Origin of the sequence: Acinetobacter sp. A2 (assembly GCF_048537555.1) — a bacterium.
In the GTDB taxonomy this organism is placed as follows: Bacteria; Pseudomonadota; Gammaproteobacteria; order Pseudomonadales; family Moraxellaceae; genus Acinetobacter.
Genome location: NZ_CP183239.1, coordinates 2,362,735 through 2,380,981, shown reverse-complemented (window position 1 = coordinate 2,380,981; position 18,247 = coordinate 2,362,735). Strand labels below are relative to the sequence as shown.

Annotated in this window: 14 protein-coding genes and 4 pseudogenes; 15 read left to right on the top strand and 3 right to left on the bottom strand. The window is 40.3% G+C overall.

What is annotated here, in order from left to right:
* Positions 1 to 142 precede the first annotated feature (142 nt).
* The 10 genes and pseudogenes from ACNS8M_RS11310 to ACNS8M_RS11265 form a co-directional block, all read left to right on the top strand.
* Positions 143 to 1,870 (top strand): acetolactate synthase 3 large subunit, encoded by a 1,728-nt coding sequence (locus ACNS8M_RS11310; RefSeq protein WP_019836444.1) that lies wholly within the window; start codon positions 143 to 145, stop codon positions 1,868 to 1,870.
* On the top strand, positions 1,867 to 2,358 hold the full coding sequence (gene ilvN, locus ACNS8M_RS11305) for an acetolactate synthase small subunit (RefSeq protein WP_004974986.1): 492 nt from the start codon (positions 1,867 to 1,869) through the stop codon (positions 2,356 to 2,358). Before ACNS8M_RS11310 ends, ilvN begins: the two co-directional genes overlap by 4 nt.
* A 124-nt stretch (positions 2,359 to 2,482) precedes the next feature.
* A complete protein-coding gene (gene ilvC, locus ACNS8M_RS11300; protein ID WP_004974988.1) occupies positions 2,483 to 3,499 on the top strand; it encodes a ketol-acid reductoisomerase in 1,017 nt (338 codons plus the stop codon).
* A gap of 390 nt (positions 3,500 to 3,889) precedes the next feature.
* Positions 3,890 to 4,353, top strand: a pseudogene (locus ACNS8M_RS11295) (transposase); the annotation flags it as partial.
* A 96-nt stretch (positions 4,354 to 4,449) separates the two neighbouring features.
* A complete protein-coding gene (tnpA, locus tag ACNS8M_RS11290; protein ID WP_286395194.1) occupies positions 4,450 to 4,833 on the top strand; it encodes an IS66-like element accessory protein TnpA in 384 nt (127 codons plus the stop codon).
* The gene (gene tnpB / locus ACNS8M_RS11285) at positions 4,830 to 5,165 is read left to right on the top strand and encodes an IS66 family insertion sequence element accessory protein TnpB (RefSeq protein WP_077164742.1); all 336 of its coding nucleotides are present in this window, start codon (positions 4,830 to 4,832) and stop codon (positions 5,163 to 5,165) included. The genes tnpA and tnpB overlap by 4 nt, the downstream gene beginning before the upstream one ends.
* A gap of 74 nt (positions 5,166 to 5,239) precedes the next feature.
* Positions 5,240 to 6,618 (top strand): annotated as a pseudogene (gene tnpC / locus ACNS8M_RS11280) (IS66 family transposase); the annotation flags it as partial.
* Between the two features lie 575 nt (positions 6,619 to 7,193).
* Entirely contained in the window at positions 7,194 to 8,855 is a 1,662-nt protein-coding gene (gene ltrA / locus ACNS8M_RS11275; RefSeq protein ID WP_419224811.1) for a group II intron reverse transcriptase/maturase, read from the top strand.
* A gap of 104 nt (positions 8,856 to 8,959) precedes the next feature.
* Positions 8,960 to 9,187: pseudogene (locus tag ACNS8M_RS11270) on the top strand (transposase domain-containing protein); the annotation flags it as partial.
* Positions 9,188 to 9,228: 41 nt separating this feature from the next.
* Positions 9,229 to 9,975 (top strand): annotated as a pseudogene (locus tag ACNS8M_RS11265) (IS3 family transposase); the annotation flags it as partial.
* 109 nt (positions 9,976 to 10,084) lie between these two features.
* On the opposite strand, the gene ACNS8M_RS11260 reads toward ACNS8M_RS11265, so the two are convergent.
* Positions 10,085 to 11,254 (bottom strand): nucleotide sugar dehydrogenase, encoded by a 1,170-nt coding sequence (locus ACNS8M_RS11260; RefSeq protein ID WP_168542397.1) that lies wholly within the window; start codon positions 11,252 to 11,254, stop codon positions 10,085 to 10,087.
* Positions 11,255 to 11,431: 177 nt separating this feature from the next.
* On the opposite strand from ACNS8M_RS11260, the gene ACNS8M_RS11255 reads away from it, so the two are divergent.
* Positions 11,432 to 12,322 (top strand): mitochondrial fission ELM1 family protein, encoded by an 891-nt coding sequence (locus ACNS8M_RS11255; protein ID WP_168542390.1) that lies wholly within the window; start codon positions 11,432 to 11,434, stop codon positions 12,320 to 12,322.
* 13 nt (positions 12,323 to 12,335) lie between these two features.
* Positions 12,336 to 13,142: a polysaccharide deacetylase family protein gene (locus tag ACNS8M_RS11250; RefSeq protein ID WP_168542388.1), complete on the top strand. Its 807-nt coding sequence runs from the start codon at positions 12,336 to 12,338 to the stop codon at positions 13,140 to 13,142.
* Here the strand turns inward: ACNS8M_RS11250 and ACNS8M_RS11245 are convergent.
* Positions 13,139 to 14,077, bottom strand: coding sequence for a glycosyltransferase family 2 protein (locus ACNS8M_RS11245; RefSeq protein ID WP_168542386.1), 939 nt, complete (start codon positions 14,075 to 14,077; stop codon positions 13,139 to 13,141). The genes ACNS8M_RS11250 and ACNS8M_RS11245 overlap by 4 nt on opposite strands.
* A 1-nt stretch (position 14,078) precedes the next feature.
* Complete coding sequence (locus ACNS8M_RS11240) at positions 14,079 to 15,047, bottom strand: ELM1/GtrOC1 family putative glycosyltransferase (protein ID WP_168542384.1); 969 nt, start codon at positions 15,045 to 15,047, stop codon at positions 14,079 to 14,081.
* Positions 15,048 to 15,225: 178 nt separating this feature from the next.
* Between ACNS8M_RS11240 and ACNS8M_RS11235 the strand changes: the two genes are divergently transcribed.
* The 3 genes from ACNS8M_RS11235 to ACNS8M_RS11225 are packed head-to-tail and all read left to right on the top strand — an operon-like array spanning position 15,226 to position 18,246.
* Positions 15,226 to 16,311 (top strand): glycosyltransferase family 4 protein, encoded by a 1,086-nt coding sequence (locus ACNS8M_RS11235; protein ID WP_168542382.1) that lies wholly within the window; start codon positions 15,226 to 15,228, stop codon positions 16,309 to 16,311.
* A gap of 58 nt (positions 16,312 to 16,369) precedes the next feature.
* A complete protein-coding gene (glf, locus tag ACNS8M_RS11230; RefSeq protein ID WP_168542380.1) occupies positions 16,370 to 17,521 on the top strand; it encodes a UDP-galactopyranose mutase in 1,152 nt (383 codons plus the stop codon).
* Entirely contained in the window at positions 17,521 to 18,246 is a 726-nt protein-coding gene (locus ACNS8M_RS11225; protein ID WP_228284169.1) for a DUF4422 domain-containing protein, read from the top strand. The genes glf and ACNS8M_RS11225 overlap by 1 nt, the downstream gene beginning before the upstream one ends.
* Position 18,247: the final 1 nt, after the last annotated feature.

Genomic DNA, 18,247 nt, shown 5'->3' with positions numbered 1-18,247 from the left:
TGCTTATACGGTAATCAGATCGGAAATTTTTCCTATTGCCATGAAAACTATGAAATATGTGTGCTATAACAGTGCAGGAATTAATGAACAAAACACTGCAGGTGTCTCCCATTTTGCAGTGATAAGACTAGGGTGAATCACGTTGGAACTTTTATCTGGTGGTGAAATGCTCGTTCGCGCATTGGCGGACGAAGGCGTTGAGCATGTTTTTGGATACCCAGGCGGCGCAGTACTTCATATTTACGATGCGTTCTTTCAACAAGACAAAATTAATCATTACCTCGTGCGCCATGAGCAAGCTGCTGGTCATATGGCAGATGCCTACTCGCGCGTAACAGGTAAAACTGGTGTGGTGCTAGTGACTTCAGGTCCTGGTGCAACCAACACAGTAACTCCAATTGCAACTGCGTATATGGACTCAATCCCAATGGTGATTTTGTCTGGTCAGGTTGCAACACACTTAATTGGTGAAGATGCCTTCCAAGAAACCGATATGGTGGGTATTTCACGTCCGATTGTAAAACACAGTTTCCAAGTGCGTCATGCAAGTGAAATTCCTTCAGTGATTAAGAAGGCTTTCTATATTGCATCTTCAGGCCGTCCTGGTCCTGTTGTGGTTGATATTCCAAAGGATGCAACCAACCCAGCGGAAAAATTTGCTTACGAATATCCTGAAAAAGTGAAGATGCGTTCGTATCAGCCACCGCATCGTGGTCACTCAGGTCAAATTCGTAAAGCAATTGATGAATTGTTGAATGCAAAACGCCCTGTGATTTATTCAGGCGGTGGTGTGGTTCAAGGCAATGCATCTGAGCAATTAACTGAACTTGCACACATCTTGGGCTTCCCTGTAACCAATACATTGATGGGCTTGGGTGCGTTCCCGGGCAATGATCCACAATTTATTGGTATGTTGGGTATGCATGGTACCTATGAAGCCAATATGACCATGCATAATGCCGATGTGATTTTGTGTATTGGTGCGCGTTTTGATGACCGTGTAACCAATAACCCAGCAAAATTCTGTCCAAATGCCAAAGTGATTCATATTGATATCGACCCTGCGACGATTTCAAAAACCATCATGGCGCATATTCCAATTGTGGGTGCAGTTGAACCTGTACTTCAGGAAATGCTAGTGCAGTTGAAACAGTTAAATGTTTCTAAGCCAAACCCAGAAGCAATTGCTGCGTGGTGGAATCAGATCAATGAATGGCGCAAAGTTCATGGTCTGAAATATGACAAGCCAACTGATGGCAGCATGAAGCCACAACAAGTAGTTGAAGCATTGGACAAAGTGACCAATGGTGATGCAATCATTACTTCTGACGTAGGTCAGCACCAAATGTTTGGCGCGAACTACTATAAGTACAAGCGTCCACGCCAATGGTTGAACTCTGGTGGTTTGGGTACAATGGGCGTAGGTTTGCCGTATGCAATGGCGGCTAAACTGGCTTATCCAGATCAACAAGTTGTTTGTATTACAGGTGAAGCATCAATTCAGATGTGTATCCAAGAGCTTTCTACTTGTAAGCAATATGGTTTAAACGTAAAAATCTTGTGCTTGAATAACCAAGCTTTAGGTATGGTTAAACAATGGCAAGACATGAACTATGAAGGTCGTCACTCTAGTTCTTATGTTGACTCATTACCAGACTTCCCTAAATTGATGGAAGCCTATGGTCATGTGGGTATTCAGATTAACCATGCCGATGAGCTTGAGTCTAAGCTTACAGAAGCAATGGCGATTAATGATAAATGTGTATTCATTAACGTAATGGTTGACCGGACAGAGCACGTTTATCCGATGCAAATTGCGGGTCAATCTATGAAAGATATGTGGTTAGGTAAAGGGGAGCGTACAGAATGAGACACATTATTTCCGTTCTCGTTGAAAACGAATCAGGTGCGCTTTCTCGTTTAGTGGGTTTATTTTCTCAGCGTGGTTATAACATTGAGACTTTAAACGTTGCACCAACCGAAGATCCAACGCTTTCACGTTTAACACTGACCACGTATGGTGATGATCATAAAATTGAGCAAATCACCAAGCAATTAAACAAATTGGTTGAAGTGGTGAAAGTGGTCGACTTGTCAGAAGGTCCACATATTGAGCGTGAATTGATGCTGATTAAAGTAAAAGCATCTGGCGCTGCACGTGCTGAAATTAAACGCACAGCAGACATCTTCCGTGGACAAATTGTAGATGTTACACCGACCACTTATACTGTACAGCTTGCGGGTACAACTGAAAAACTTGACGGTTTTATTGATGCGATTGCAGAAAATACGATTTTAGAAGTTGTACGTTCAGGTGTATCTGGTATTGCACGTGGCGAAAAAGTTTTAACCATTTAACTGAATTTAGTTAATTTTATTCATCGAATTCATTCCATCTCAAAGGATGGAGAGCTTACTCAAGTACTGAATAGACAAGTACTTGAGTAAGATAGGAATCCTAAGCATTTTAGCGGAGACAGCAATGCAAATTTTTTACGATAAAGACTGCGACTTATCTATCATTCAATCTAAGAAAGTAGCGATCATTGGTTACGGTTCACAAGGTCACGCGCACGCGCTTAACCTTAAAGATTCTGGCGTAGACGTAACTGTAGGTTTACGTGCTGGTTCTGCTTCTTGGAAAAAAGCTGAAAATTCGGGTCTTAAAGTTTCTGAAGTTCCTGCTGCTGTTGCTCAAGCTGACTTAGTTATGATTTTGACTCCAGATGAGTTCCAATCACAACTTTATCGTGACGTAATCGAGCCAAATATCAAGCAAGGCGCAACTTTAGCATTTGCTCACGGCTTCTCTGTACTTTATAACCAAGTTGTTCCACGTGCAGACTTAGATGTAATCATGGTTGCACCTAAAGCACCTGGTCACACTGTACGTTCTGAATTCCAACGTGGTTCAGGTGTTCCTGATCTTATCGCGATTCATCAAGATGCTTCTGGTAATGCACGTAACGTTGCACTTTCTTACGCTTCAGGTGTAGGTGGTGGTCGTACAGGTATCATCGAAACTTCTTTCCGTGAAGAAACTGAAACTGACTTATTTGGTGAGCAAGCAGTTCTTTGTGGTGGTGCTGTTGAATTGGTTAAAATGGGCTTCGAAACTCTTGTTGAAGCTGGTTATGCACCAGAAATGGCTTACTTCGAATGCTTACACGAGCTTAAATTGATCGTTGACTTGATGTTCGAAGGCGGTATCGCTGACATGAACTATTCAGTATCTAACAACGCTGAATATGGCGAGTATGTAACGGGTACTGAAGTGATTAACGAACAGTCTCGTGAAGCAATGCGCAATGCACTTAAACGTATTCAATCTGGTGAATATGCGAAGATGTTCATCCAAGAAGGTGCGTTGAACTATCCATCTATGACTGCACGTCGTCGTCAAAACGCTGCACATGGTATTGAAGTAACTGGTAACAAGTTACGTGCGATGATGCCTTGGATTCAAGCGAACAAGATTGTAGATAAAGAAAAGAACTAAGTTACGCGCCTTAAGAAAAGTAAAGCAATGCTTTACTTTTCTTTCGTACCTTGGATTCAAGCAAACAAAATCGTAGACAAAGAGAAAAACTAATTTCTCGAATCAGTCGATTTGAATGTGAAAGCCCACTCAATTTGAGTGGGTTTTTTATATTTATAGTTACGTGCCTCAAAACGACTAAAGCAGTGTTTTTACTCCTTGCGCTTCATTCAAAGCAGTGCTTTGAATTCGCTCATACCTTGGATTCAAACGAACAAGATTGTAGGCAAAGAGAAAAACTAAGTTTTAGTTTAATCTTTATCTTGAAAAGCCCTTATTTTATATAAGGGCTTTTATGGAAGAAATAATGTCCCGTCCTGAAATAAGTTTACACCTTAAGAGACTTATTTTATGGAACATGCACGAGAACAACGAGTTAAGCGCACACAACGTGATTATAGCTTCGCCTTTAAAATGATGGTGGTACATGAAGTAGAAAAAGGGCAAATTACTTATAAACAAGCTCAGGCAAAATATGGTATTCAAGGAAGATCAACTGTGCTGGTATGGTTACGCAAGCACGGACAACAGGATTGGACTTCGAATATGCCGACTTCTTCTAAACGCCAATTGACACCCCAACAACGAATCCGCCAATTAGAAAAACAGTTAGCCGCAGAAAAGCTCAAAACTGAATTTATACAGGATGTGATTTATCACATTGATAAAGAGTGTGGGACTGATCTTGGAAAAAAGTATACCGAGCACGTTTCAAAGATTGGCAAAGCCAAAGAAGACTAAGCGTTTCACGTTATTGTCAGTGGTTAGGAATCACTCGACAAGCTTATTATCAAGCAGAAAAACGTGCTCAAATGACTGCACAAGGTAAGCGTCCGCTGAACACACCTTATGAATTCATCCTATAAGCCTTAATTTAGTCCCCACTTAGAAACAAGTGGGGACTAAAATTTATGACTACAAATCACCAGACATCCATCGCATCTCTTGCGAAAAAACGAAGAACATACAGTGCTGAATTTAAACAGCAGATCGTTCAGGCTTGTAAAGCACCGGACGTTTCAATTGCTTCGGTCGCTTTGCAACATGGATTGAATACAAATCTTGTATCCAAATGGATTCGCTTAATTGATGCTAAGCCAGGGAGTGATCGCTCACCACTACCGAATAAACCTGCATTTATTGCCTTATCTTGCTCTGCACCATTAGATCCTACTCCTACTGACATGTTAACGGTTCAAATTACTTTACCCCACTCAAAAGCAGAAATTGGCTTGAAATGGCAAGTATCGAAAATATCTGCTTTAGCAGAATTACTCAAGGTACTTGCAACATGATCCGCATTGATGAAATCTGGCTCTCCACCCAACCTCTGGATATGCGAGCAGGGATGGATACGGTCATGGCGCAGATTATGAAAGCCTTTGGCTCAATCAAACCGCATTGCGCCTACCTGTTCTGTAATAAACGTGGCCATCGTATGAAAGTGCTGGTACATGATGGACTGGGCATCTGGCTGTGTGCCAGGCGGCTGGAACAGGGAAAATTCCACTGGGCTCAAGTTCACCAAGGTGAAACCGTGGCCCTCAGCCCGGAACAGTTACAGGCACTGATCCAGGGTTTGCCCTGGCAGCGCATTGGACGACAGCAAGTGGTCACAATGCTCTAAACTAGCTTGGTCCATTCTGCTATTCTCCAAATGTTGTATTTCATTCTTCTCATGACCTCAGGCATACTGCGGTCATGAATACGCTGCCTGATTTAAGCCAACTGACCCATGAACAACTGCTGGAATTTACCAGACAGTTGGCGCTGCAGCATCAGTCTCTGGCACAATCAAATCAAGAATTAGAAAAATCAAACCAGCAATTGGATGCCAAAGTTCAGCATCTTTCTATTCTCAATCAAAAATACGAGCATGAACTGGCGCTGTTTAAAAAGCACAAATTCGGCAGTAAAAACGAACATCTCACTGCAAAACAAATCCACCTATGGGATGAAGCGGTTGAAGAAGATATCGCAGCAGTTGATTTGGAACTGGAGCGGCTGAATGCAGATAAAACCGATGCAGCGACAGAGAAAGCCACAGTCAACAAACCTAAACGTCGACTGCTGCCGGATCATCTACACACCATTCGTATTGAGCATGAACCAGCATCAACCCAATGCAGTTGTGGCTGCCAGTTACGTCGTATCGGCGAAGATATCAGTGAAAAACTGCATTTCAGACCGGCACAGTTCTATAAGGAACAGCATGTGCGTGGCAAATGGGTCTGTGATCAGTGTGACACCCTGACTCAGCAAGCGATGCCTGCCTATGTGATTGATAAAGGCATTGCTTCACCTGAACTGCTCAGCCATGTGCTGGTATCGAAGTATGCCGATCATTTGCCGCTGTACCGTCAACGTCTGATCTATCAGCGGGCGGGATCGAGCTTTCTAGATCAACGTTATCTGACTGGATAGGTCGCTGCGGTGTAGAACTGGAACCTCTGGCCAATGCCTTAAAAGAGGTGGTACTACAACAGCAGGTGCTGCATGCAGATGAAACACCGGTCACCATCATGCGGATGGGTGAGAATGATAAAAAACCGAAGAAAGGTTATGTCTGGGCCTATGCCACTACACAGTACAATCCAGTTCAGGCAGTGATCTATGACTTTCAGGATAGTCGTTCAGGCCAGCATGCTGCAGAGTTCTTGAAAGGCTGGCAGGGCTATCTGGTCTGTGATGATTACAGTGGTTATAAAGCACGCTTTAAATCAGGCCAGGTCATTGAGGTGGGCTGCATGGCCCATGCACGTCGTAAATTCCATGAACTGCATGTGACCGGGAAAAGTCAGATCGCTGAACAGGCATTAGTGCTGATTCAGAAACTGTATGCGATAGAAGCAGAGCTCAGGAAAAAGACCGATGGTACAGCGGAAGACCGCCGCGAATACCGACAACAGCACAGCCAACCGGTGATGCAACAACTGTATGAATGGCTCAACCAACATTATCTGACGGTGCCATCGAGTTCTCCAACCGCCAAGGCCATCAATTACACTCTGAAGCGTTGGCCAGCCTTAAGCCGCTATCTGGATGATGGCAATCTACCTATAGATAATAATTGGGTGGAAGTGCGACACGAAGTCGCTTAATGAAGTTGTTCCCCCTGCGGGAACCACCCGTGTCACCGGGTGAATCTAGAAGGCTGAATAAAGAGCGCCTTCGACAATGTAACGAGGCACCGTAAGGTGCGGGGTATCAATCGTGAGAGGCGTACTCTTCTGGCAGCCATAGCCGGACAAGGGCTAGATAATCGGTATGGTGAACACATGTGAATCTGCGCAACGATCGTTAAATTGAACGAGCGGAAATGGCTAATACGCTCGAACCAAAACGGTAATGGAGGTGGGAATCGCGTCTTTCTACTACGCATTCGTGACCCATACGCCTCCCGGTCGATAGCAGGCACCTAAGCCGATGTACTTCAGTAAGCGGAACGTGGAAATCCCGTATTACCCCCATTGGGAAAGCAGTTTGCAAAAACTGCCCATGGTGATGCGGGCGAAGGAACGAGGAAAAAGCGAATGCCAGTCTGTAATGGGTTGGATAGAGGTTGAAACATTACCTCACGCGAAAGCGGGCTGACGTCCTTATGGTCTCTCATCACAAGAGAGTGTGTAGAACCCTTTTAATGGAGGGAGAGCAAATGAACGCAGCAGTATCAGCGTGTGCGCCTTCCAGCACATCGTGGGACAGCATCGATTGGATTGCTGTACAGCGTCATGTCAGAGGGCTGCAAGCGCGTATTGTGAAGGCGGTACAAGACGGCAGGTATAACAAGGCGAAAGCTCTGCAATGGCTGCTGACTCACTCGTTTAGTGGCAAAGCATTGGCCGTAAAACGAGTGTCTGAAAACAAAGGCAAAAACACGGCTGGGGTCGACAAGGTGACTTGGAATACACCCAAGGCCAAGACCGGTGCGATGATGTCGTTGAAGAGGCGAGGTTACACGCCCCTTCCGCTTCGGAGAGTCCTTATTCCGAAGAAAAATGGCAAGATGAGACCTCTCGGGATACCCACGATGAAATGCCGGGCCATGCAGGCGCTCCATCTGCTGGCTTTGGAACCCATCGCGGAGACCACCGCTGATCGGAACTCTTATGGATTCAGACCACAACGCTCAACCGCGGATGCTGCAGCACAGTGCTTTGGTGTGCTGTCAAGAAAAGTAAGTGCGGAGTGGGTGCTAGAGGGTGACATTCAAGGCTGTTTCGACAATATCAGCCATGACTGGATGATCGCCAACCTCCCAATGGACAAGGTGATTCTACGGAAATGGCTCAAAGCCGGTTACGTCTACCAAAGCAAGCTGTTTCCCAGTCTTTCCGGAACACCGCAAGGAGGTATTATCTCCCCGGTGTTGGCCAACATGACCTTGGACGGACTGGAAACGATGCTGGCGAAGAGGTTCCCTAACGCCAAATGGACAGGCAAAAAGCTGCAACTGGTACGGTATGCGGATGATTTCATCATCACGGGGTATTCTAAAGAGTGGCTCGAAAATGAAGTTCGCCCTGCCGTGGTTGAATTTCTGGCGGAGCGCGGTCTCGTGCTCTCTCAGGAAAAGACCAAAATCACGCACATAGGGAACGGGTTCGATTTTCTTGGCTGGAACGTACGTAAGTACAACGGCAAGCTACTGATCAAGCCGTCAAAGGCAAACATCAGCGCTCATCTTGACAAGCTGCGAGCATTAATCAATGCAAACAAAGCGACACGACAGGCCACTTTGATCGGTTTGCTCAACCCGATTCTAAGGGGTTGGGCCAACTATCATAGTCATGTCGTTGCCAAGAAGGTTTTCAACCAGGTAGACAACGTAGTGTGGGAAATGCTCTGGCGATGGGCTGTACGTCGCCACCCTCGCAAGACACTCCGATGGGTCAAAGATCGGTATTTCAAAGTACAAGGAGCGCGTCGATGGGTGTTCTCATGTGATGAACAGTCCGCTGATGGTCGGAAGCGACAATACACATTAGTGTCTGCCTCGGACACGCCAATTGTGCGACATATCAAGATCAAGGCTGCTGCTAACCCTCATGACCCCGCATGGGATGAGTACTTCGAATCCCGATGGGGTAAAAGAATGCTGGTCTCCGCAAAGGGGCGAGCCAAGCTGTATCGGGTGTGGCTAAAACAAGGTGGTCGCTGCTGCGCCTGTCTTAAACCAGTCACCAAAGATACACCATGGCACAGCCGTCATATTGTGAAGCTAAGTCATGGTGGAACGGATGCAGTTGCTAATCTTGAGATTTACCATCTGTATTGTCCGAGGAGTGTTCAGTTTGCCAATGTCAACGATGTATAACCGGGTGCCGAATGGCGCCTTAGCAGAGGCTTGAGCCGTGTGCTGGGAAACTCGCATGCACGGTTCTTAGGGGGTTGGACGTAGGTAACTGCGTCTGACTACCCGACAACCAGATGCGACCTTGGGCGTTGGGACGTAAGAATTGGCTATTTGCAGGTTCGCTGCGCAGCGGTCAGCGAGCAGCCAATATCATGACATTAATCCAGTCAGCAAAGCTGAATGGGCTGGATCCGTATGCCTATTTAAGTGATGTTCTGAAAAGGTTGCCGACACATAAAGTGACCCAAATAGAAGAATTACTGCCACACCGCTGGAAATCCGACCAAAATTAAAAAATAGGCATGGGATTCAGCGGACGCTTACTGCACAAGTAACAGAACAAATACTCGAGTTGGTTATGGAGTATCGCTGTCTCATGCCAAGTATCGGAACACGTAAGCTGTATTGGCTTATTAAAGGCAAATTGTTGCAGCGTGGTTTAAAGTGTGGACGGGATCAGTTATTTAAAATATTGAAAGAAAATAATTTATTGATTCGCCCCAAGCGTCGTTATACAAAAACTACGGATAGCAAGCATTGGATGAAGAAGCATCCAAATTTATTAAAGGATTATTCAGCGGTGCAAGCCAATGAAGTCTTTGTCAGTGATATTACCTATGTTGAGAGTGCTGAAGGCGTACATTATTTATCCTTAGTGACAGATGCTTATACCCGCCAGATTAAAGGTTATAAGTTATCGAATGATATGCGTGCAGAGAATGTTGTGCAGGCACTACATATGGCGATGCAGCATGTGACAGATCGGGCAGCCAGGATGATTCACCATTCAGACAGAGGCTCTCAGTATTGCTCTGAACTATATCAATCGGCATTACGCCATTATGGGGTATGTCCTTCTATGACAGATGGAGGAGACTGTTACCAGAATGCATTAGCAGAGCGGATTAATGGAATATTAAAGCAGGAGTTTTTAACCACGCGATGTCAAACCATGAAGGAGTTAGATCACTTAATTGCGGAATCTATCATGATTTATAATTGCTATAGACCACATTTAAGTTTAAATATGAACACCCCGAATCAGATGTATGAGCAAACTAAAACCGAGCTAATTGCTTAACTCGGTTTGAAGTGGAATACTGTCAATCTATTTCAGGACAAGACATAATAGCTGGAGCGTACCTTATATTTAAAATTCGTGTGCTGAGGGATGAGTTGTATGAGTGTTTTTAATCATCCATTCCAAATACATCACGCGTATAAACCTTATTTTGTACATCTTGCAGCAATGAGCATTTACGGTTACAGACAATTAAATCGGCACGTTGTTTAAACTCGGCTAAATCATGAATGATTTTAGAGTTGAGAAATTTTTTCTGTTGTAGTCCAGGTTCATAAATAATCACTTTAATCCCGTAGGCTTTGAGATATTGCATTACACCTTGTATTGCCGAGGCGCGAAAATTATCTGAACCACTTTTCATGGTCAGGCGATAAATCCCAACCACTTTGGGTTGCTGTTTGCGAATGGATTCTGCAATAAATTCTTGACGGGTTTGATTGGCATCTACCACGGCTTTAATCAAGTTGCTTGGAACTTGAGCATAGTTTGCCAGTAATTGTTTGGTGTCTTTGGGTAAGCAATATCCGCCATAACCGAAGGATGGGTTATTGTAAAACTGACCAATACGTGAGTCTAAACAGACACCATCAATAATTTGACGTGTGTCTAGGTTGTAGATTTGAGCATAGGTATCTAACTCATTGAAATAAGCGACACGCATCGCCAGAAAAGTATTGGCGAATAGCTTAATCGCTTCGGCTTCGGTAGCTTCGGTAAACAGCACTGGACAGTCTTTTATGATTGAGCCTTCTAACAGCATATTCGCAAAAAGTTTGGCACGTTCTGATTTTTCACCCACAATAATCCGCGAAGGATAAAGGTTGTCATGTAACGCTTTACCTTCGCGCAAAAATTCAGGTGAAAAAATAATATTTTCGGTGTGATATTTTTGTTTGATGTGTTGGGTAAAACCTACAGGTACAGTGGATTTAATCACCATGGTTGCCAAAGGATTAATCGCCAATACATCTTGAATGACTGCTTCAACGCTTTGTGTATTGAAGTAATTGGTTTCTGGGTCATAATCGGTAGGGGTGGCAATAATTACAAAATCTGCATGTTGATAGGCATCGATTTTGCAATGGGTGGCTTGAAAATTTAATTCTGATTTTGTTAAAAATTCAGAAATTTCTTGGTCGCGAATGGGTGAGATGCGTTGATTGAGTAGTTTAATTTTTTCTGCTTGAAGATCGTAGGCCACGACCTGATGATGTTGAGCAAAAATCATGGCATTAGATAAACCGACGTAACCTGTACCTGCAATTGCGATTTTCATATTCAATCAAATTTCTTATTATTTATATGTTTTTAATGTGATGAAAATTTATTCAAGCTCGATGACGGTTTGGTGAAGGTTATATGTCGAATCATTGGGGATAGATCGCTTTGCTTACTTTAAATGCTTTGATCGGGTAAAATAATGCGATTCGTGCTTTAGATCTGGTGGGTGAATATGCATATTGTATATGTGAGTGATGGCAAGGCTGGTCATCGCTCTCAGGCATTAGGTCTTTTTAAGGCAATGCAAAAGCAAACACATATTGAGTTCACTTTTGAAGAAATTTCGATTGATCATTTACCACTGTTGAGTTTGGTGACTGCATATAAAAAACAAAAACATGCAGCAGTATCGCAGCTACCAGATTATATTTTTGGGGTAGGCAGTCATACTCAATTCCGTGTTTTTTTGATGGGCAAGGTTTTTCCGCAAGCAAAAACTGTCATTTTAATGAAGCCAAATTTTCCATTGTCTTGGTTTAATTATGTGGTTATTCCTGAACATGATGGTGTACCAGAGCAGGCAAATGTGATTGTTACACAAGGTGCGCTGAATCCAATTGAAAATGAGCAGCGACACATAGCAAACCGTATTTTGATTGCATTAGGTGGTTCATCTAAACGGCATGTTTGGAATGCAGATAAGGTGTTGTCTGCGATTGGGCAGATTGTGCAGCAGAATATGCAGTGTGAGATTATTTTGACGAGTTCTAGGCGTACACCTGCTGATTTTTTAGCGACATTGGCTCAGCAAAGTTTTGCTTCACAATTGCAAATTTTCCCAGTTGAAGAAACGCCGCAGGGTTGGATTTTTGAAGAGATGCAAAAAGCGGAAGCAGTATGGGTGACTGAAGATAGTGTGTCTATGATATACGAGGCACTCACCGCAGGTTGTAAAGTAGGGCTTATTCAGATAGATCGAGTGAAAGAGGATCGGATTACGCGTTCGGTACAGCATTTGGTTGATCAAAAACTTGTATCGAATGCCAGACAAATTGCTGAATTATATTCTACGCCTGCTTTTAAAGAAGCAGAGCGTGTGGCAACATATCTTTTAATCAAGTAGCTGTGATTTAATCGTGATTTATATTCTGATTGTTTTATTTATCTTGTTGTTCGCATTCAGTTATAAGTACGCATGGTGGAAGCCAGCAGTAGATTGGGATAGACCACGAATTTTAATGTATCACATGGTACGTGAGCATATAGATGGTGCAAAGTTTAATAAATTACGAGTTAAGCCTACTGAGTTTGAAAAGCAAATAGCATGGTTAAAAGCAGAAGGTTTTAACTTTGTAACTATGCAGGAATTACAAGACCATTGGGGGGAGCATCCTGCAAAAACTGTTGCAATCACTTTTGATGATGGTTATTTAGATAACTTGGAAAATGCTTTTGCAATTTTAGAAAAATACCAAGCCAAAGCGACGATTTATGTAGTGGTAGACCGACATGATCGAGATTGGTCAACCTACAAAAAAGTGCATCATAATAGTGGTGAACTTGCCCGTGAGCCTAAATTAAATGATGAACAAGTCAAATTGTTATCAAATTCCGGTTTGATAGAAATTGGTTCACATACAATGACCCATGCGAATCTTGCAAAGTTGGATGATATTGAATGCTTAGATGAGTTAACTCAATCCAAGCAATCACTTGAAGGTTTGATTCATCGCTCTGTAAATAGTTTTGCATATCCATTTGGTATTTATGCCGCGCGTGATGTAAGTTTGGCACAGCAGGCAGGATATACCAATGCAGTAACAACGCAAGAAGGCATAGATGGGAAAATGCCTGATTTTATGCAATTGCAACGTATTAAAGTGAGTGGTAAAGACTCATTATTTGCTTTTAAATTGCGAATGAAATTGGGGAAAAGAGCTTAGTTGCTTTCTCTGCTATTAATTTTCCTTACATGATTTAATTGATTGAAGTAAGTTGTAAGCTTCATCCTGTGTTTGTTCCATGTTTGAATTGGATGAAGACGACCTGTTAGGTAAATAATAAAGTCTGTAAATTTTCGCTGGGGTGTATGGCGTATACTTTTCCAATAGGTTGAAATTGCTTTTTTGATCAATAGTTTTTTATTTTGTTCAGCAATATCTGGATAGTCTCGGATAAAATCATCAATTGTGAAGAACATATCATGGTGTTGTTGTTCTAGATGGCGGGATAGGCGGTTTTCCCCACGAATAGATTTTGTTTCAGTCTCATCTAAAATAACAAAAACACTATGTAAGTCACTAGAGATTATTTTTTTTGAATATTTGGATAAGTTCAAAGCTAATGATTCATCTTGAATAAATATATTTTCATTGCAACCTTTAGACTTTTGAAATAATTCACGTGTACACATAACGCACATCTGCATAATATTATTTTCAAGTACATAATTTAAAGGTGTTGTGCTAGATTGCCATGTTGCAAGAGTATGCCTCTGAATTTCATTTAGATCGTGAATTTTCACCTTTTCTGCATAACATAAATCGGCATTTTGCTTTTGCATTTCTGCTAAAAACATCTTGAGACGATTAGGTGCTAAAATATCATCAGCATCCATGAAAAATAGATAATCGCCAGTTGCAGAAAATGCACCTTGATTTAAGCGAACAGCTGGACCTTTATTGTCTGCATTTTGAATGATTTTGATTTTTGGGTAAGTTTCTATTAGATATTTACTGTTTTTGCACCATTCTGGGTCTGTAGAGCAGTCATCTACCACAATAATTTCGTGCAAATTTTCATCTTGAGGTTGTAGTGATTCAATGGTTCTATTCAGTAATAGGCCTTTATTGTAATGAGTGAGGATGACTGAAATCATTTTAATATCCTAAATTACGTTTAAAAGCTTGGGTAATTGGGCTTGATGAGTTTAAATTTTGGGTATTTCTGACATTTGGATACTGAAAAATATCTTCGAGCATTTGTCTCTGCATGAGTTGAGCTTGAAGATATTTCTCATTTAAAGGTTCTAAAATAGACTTGGGGCTATATATTGAGCTGACAAAACGTCCACTTTGGATAGTTTCGGCAAGCATGGAAGTACTATCTTCTGTGACGAAAATATAAGTAGCTTGTTGAATTAGTTGAATTAGTGACAAAGCTTTTTCAGTATGAATAAAATGTAATTGGATATTTTTTGGAATATCAGTTTTATTCAAAAATGCACTTAGATTTGGTGTGCGACGTGAGTTGGTAATTAAGCCTTTAAGTTGATTGTTTCTACAAAATAGAATGAAGTTACTTATGATTTTTTCAAAATCTCTATAAGTAAAAGGATGTTCATCTGTAGCCCCTCCTAAAACGAGTAAAGCCGTTGTTTGATCGAGTTGATCATGTTGCATGTTAAAAAACTCTTTTTTAACAGGTGGTGTTGTTAGTACAACTTGGTCTGATAGCGTGTTTTGTGGGAGTGCAGTAATTGTGCAGCTGACTAGTTTGCTGTTTACCTTACGTAAGTCACCTGCATAAAATAGAGGAACTTTTAAACTACGGCTTACAAAAATGCCATAGATTAAGTTGGGCATTCCAGAGCAAATAATGCAGTTAATATTTTGATTTAAATAATTTTTTTTAAAAAATAAAGCAGTAAATAAATCGAATAAACGCGGATACCAACTAATTTTTTTTAAGAGGCTGATTTGCCACTTTTTTAAGGTGGGTGTAACTGTTTTATATAAAGCGGTTGAATAAGCGGTTTCTAGATTGTCGTAAACTCCTAAGCTAGGATTTAAATGTCCAGCACGTTGGTCATGAATCAGGAGAACTGCAAGGCTAGGTTTGCTTTTCATAATATTTGAAAGTTTGATCTATCTATTTGGTATGGTAGCAAAATTCATTAAATTTGTCAGAACTGCTACTTATGAGCTAAGGGTGTGGAATTTAAGAAAGGGGAATAGATTAAATAAGTTTAAAATATTAGAATATTGAGATAAAGGGTCACTGCTTAAATTGTTTTAAGGTTATATTTTGAAAAAATTGAAGATTATTAATACTGTATATGGTGATGCAACTGGCGGTAGATGGCAAGCTATGTTGAATATTGCCGATACCTTAGAGCAGATAGGAGGACATGAAGTTGTTCTATTGCGTGGTGAGGAAAATAAACATTTAAGCAGTGGTCAACGTCCTATTCATGTAATTCCAAATACTGGATTCTATAGCATTATTGCTGCCATGAAGGTTCGAAATTTTATCCAACAGCAACAACCGGATGCTGTAATCGCTCATAGTGGAAAAGCGGTATGGTTATTCAAGAATGCTATGATTGGTATGGAAAAGAAAATTCCTGTTATTGCAGTTAATCATAGTCATAATGTGAAACGGACAGTGCGTGCAGATGCATTTATTCACATTACTCCTTATATTCAGGATTTAGTTAAATCAAGGCTCACTAAGGAGCAAAATGAACATAAAATGCATCGTGTCATTTCAAATCTTATGCATTTACCTGATGAGCCAGCACTTCCATCTCCTTTGAAATCTCCACCAACTATTGGCATGCTGACACGAATGATTCCAAATAAGGGAGTTCATGTTGTAATTGAAGCTATTCATATACTTAATAAAAGAGGAATATCTATAAATGCTATTCTTGCTGGTGATGGCGAGAATAAACAAGAATATCAAGAAATGGTAAAGAGCTTCGGAATTGAACATATAGTAAAATTTCCTGGCTGGGTAGATGCTCAACAAAAAGTCGAGATTTATCATCAAGCAGATATGATGGCGATTACCTCATTAACTGATATTCAACCCCTCGGTATTTTAGATGCATTTGGCTGGGGAAAGATCGTATTGAGTAGTGATCATATTGGACCTATGCAAGTATGTAAGCATCGTCAAAATGCTTGGGTTAGTAAAGTTGGAGATCCTGAAGACTTGGCTAATGGTATTGAATATCTGATAAATCATCCAGATGAAGCATTAGAAATTGCACAAAATGCAAAACAAGAAGCATTAAATATTTATTGCTTTGAACAAATTGCGAAAGATCATAATAAGTTTATTTCAGAAGTGGTTGAGTATTTTAATATTTTAAGAGCAAAGTCTTAAATTTCAACTGTTTTTTAAATATAGAGTTGCGTAAACCTTTAGATTGATAGAGTAAATAATGAATTTTCTTATAGTTGGAGCTGGTTTTACAGGTGCTGTTATTGCCAGAGAGTTGGCCCAACACGGACATCAAATCACGGTGATTGATCAGCGTTCTCATATTGCTGGAAATTGTCATACTTTACGAGACGATAATACAGGGATCATGGAGCATGTCTATGGGCCACATATTTTCCATACAAGTGATGAACTAATATGGAAATATATTAATAAGTTTGGTGAATTTGTTCCTTACATTAATCGTGTGAAAACAACATATAATAATGAAGTATATTCGTTACCAATTAATTTACATACGATTAATCAATTTTATAAAAAAAGTATGAACCCTCAAGAGGCAAAGGATTGGATTAAATCAATTGCATCAGATGATATTCAAGAACCAAAAAACTTTGAGGAGCAAGCTTTAAAGTTTATTGGTAAAGATTTATATGAGTCTTTTTTTAAAGGTTATACTAAAAAACAATGGGGATGTGAACCGAGTAGTTTGCCTGCCAGTATTCTAAAGCGTTTGCCTATTCGTTTTAATTATGATGATAATTACTTTTCACATAAATATCAGGGTATGCCTCGAGATGGTTATACTTATTTAGTGCAAAATATTTTATCGCATGAAAATATTGCTATTAAACTTACTACAAAATTCGATGCTTTATTAAAAAATGAATTTGATCATATCATTTGGACGGGCAAGCTTGATGAGTGGTTTGATTACAAAAAAGGTCATTTAGGTTATAGAACTCTAGATTTTATTAAGTTTGAGGCGGAAGGAGATTTTCAAGGTACTGCAGTAATGAATTATGGAAATGAAGAGGTTCCATTTACACGTATTTCAGAGCACAAGCACTTTACACCTTGGGAAGAACATCATCGAACTATTTATTTTAAAGAATATAGTCGAGCATGCACAGAAAAAGATATTCCTTATTATCCTATTAGATTAGTTGATGACAAAAAAATCTTAGATGAATATATAAAGCTTGCTCGGGATGAGCGAGGAGTAACATTTGCAGGACGTTTAGCAACTTATCGTTATATGGATATGGATGTAACAATAAGAGAGGCTTTAGATTTGTCAAAAAAAATGCTTGAAGATATCGCTCAAGGAAAACTGATTGAAAGTTTTTATCATCAGGAGGGTATTTCCTGATGAAACATGAGATCTACGTCGCAACGCATAAAGCATATGACTTTCCATGTATAGAGCCTTATATTCCGATTCATGTTGGAAAGGAAAATTCATTATTAGATCTAGGTATTATCGGTGATAATACTGGAGATCATATATCTAACCTTAATTCTTCATTTTGTGAATTAACAGCTTTGTATTGGATGTGGAAAAATTCTGAGGCAAAAATATTAGGATTAGTTCACTATCGACGTTATTTTGTGAATAAACAAGGTGAGTTACTAACAACAAATGATATTAGCGAATTAGCTGAAAATCATATTTGGGTCGCAAAGAGAAATCAGTTCTTTAAAGTTAAAAAAGTTTTAGGATTACGTTTTGCAAAAAAAGCTATTAGTGTTAAAGAACATTATGCAAAAGATCACTATCTAGCTGACTTTATTTTATTACGTCAAATAATTGAGAAGAATAGTCCTGAATATATTAAGGCATTTGATTGTTTGAGTAATTCGATTAAAGGAATATCTTTATTCAATATGTTTGTCATGCATAAAATTTGGTTAGACAAATACTGTAATTGGATGTTTAAAATTTTATTTGAGCTTGAAAAAGAATTAGATATTTCTTCTTATAATTCATATCAAAAAAGAATATTTGGTTTTTTGTCTGAGCGATTATTTAATGTGTTTTTATTACATCATAATAATGAAATAAAAGTAAGTGAAATTGATGTCGTAATGAAATAAT

Bases quoted from the DNA above. Each gene is read 5' to 3' on its own strand.
- ACNS8M_RS11260 (WP_168542397.1), bottom strand. From the start codon at position 11,254: ATGAAAATCGCAATTGCAGGTACAGGTTACGTCGGTTTATCTAATGCC.
- ACNS8M_RS11225 (WP_228284169.1), top strand. From the start codon at position 17,521: ATGAAACATGAGATCTACGTCGCAACGCATAAAGCATATGACTTTCCA.
- ACNS8M_RS11255 (WP_168542390.1), top strand. From the start codon at position 11,432: ATGCATATTGTATATGTGAGTGATGGCAAGGCTGGTCATCGCTCTCAG.
- ltrA (WP_419224811.1), top strand. From the start codon at position 7,194: ATGAACGCAGCAGTATCAGCGTGTGCGCCTTCCAGCACATCGTGGGAC.
- glf (WP_168542380.1), top strand. From the start codon at position 16,370: ATGAATTTTCTTATAGTTGGAGCTGGTTTTACAGGTGCTGTTATTGCC.
- ilvC (WP_004974988.1), top strand. From the start codon at position 2,483: ATGCAAATTTTTTACGATAAAGACTGCGACTTATCTATCATTCAATCT.
- tnpA (WP_286395194.1), top strand. From the start codon at position 4,450: ATGACTACAAATCACCAGACATCCATCGCATCTCTTGCGAAAAAACGA.
- ACNS8M_RS11245 (WP_168542386.1), bottom strand. From the start codon at position 14,077: ATGATTTCAGTCATCCTCACTCATTACAATAAAGGCCTATTACTGAAT.
- ACNS8M_RS11240 (WP_168542384.1), bottom strand. From the start codon at position 15,047: ATGAAAAGCAAACCTAGCCTTGCAGTTCTCCTGATTCATGACCAACGT.
- tnpB (WP_077164742.1), top strand. From the start codon at position 4,830: ATGATCCGCATTGATGAAATCTGGCTCTCCACCCAACCTCTGGATATG.
- ilvN (WP_004974986.1), top strand. From the start codon at position 1,867: ATGAGACACATTATTTCCGTTCTCGTTGAAAACGAATCAGGTGCGCTT.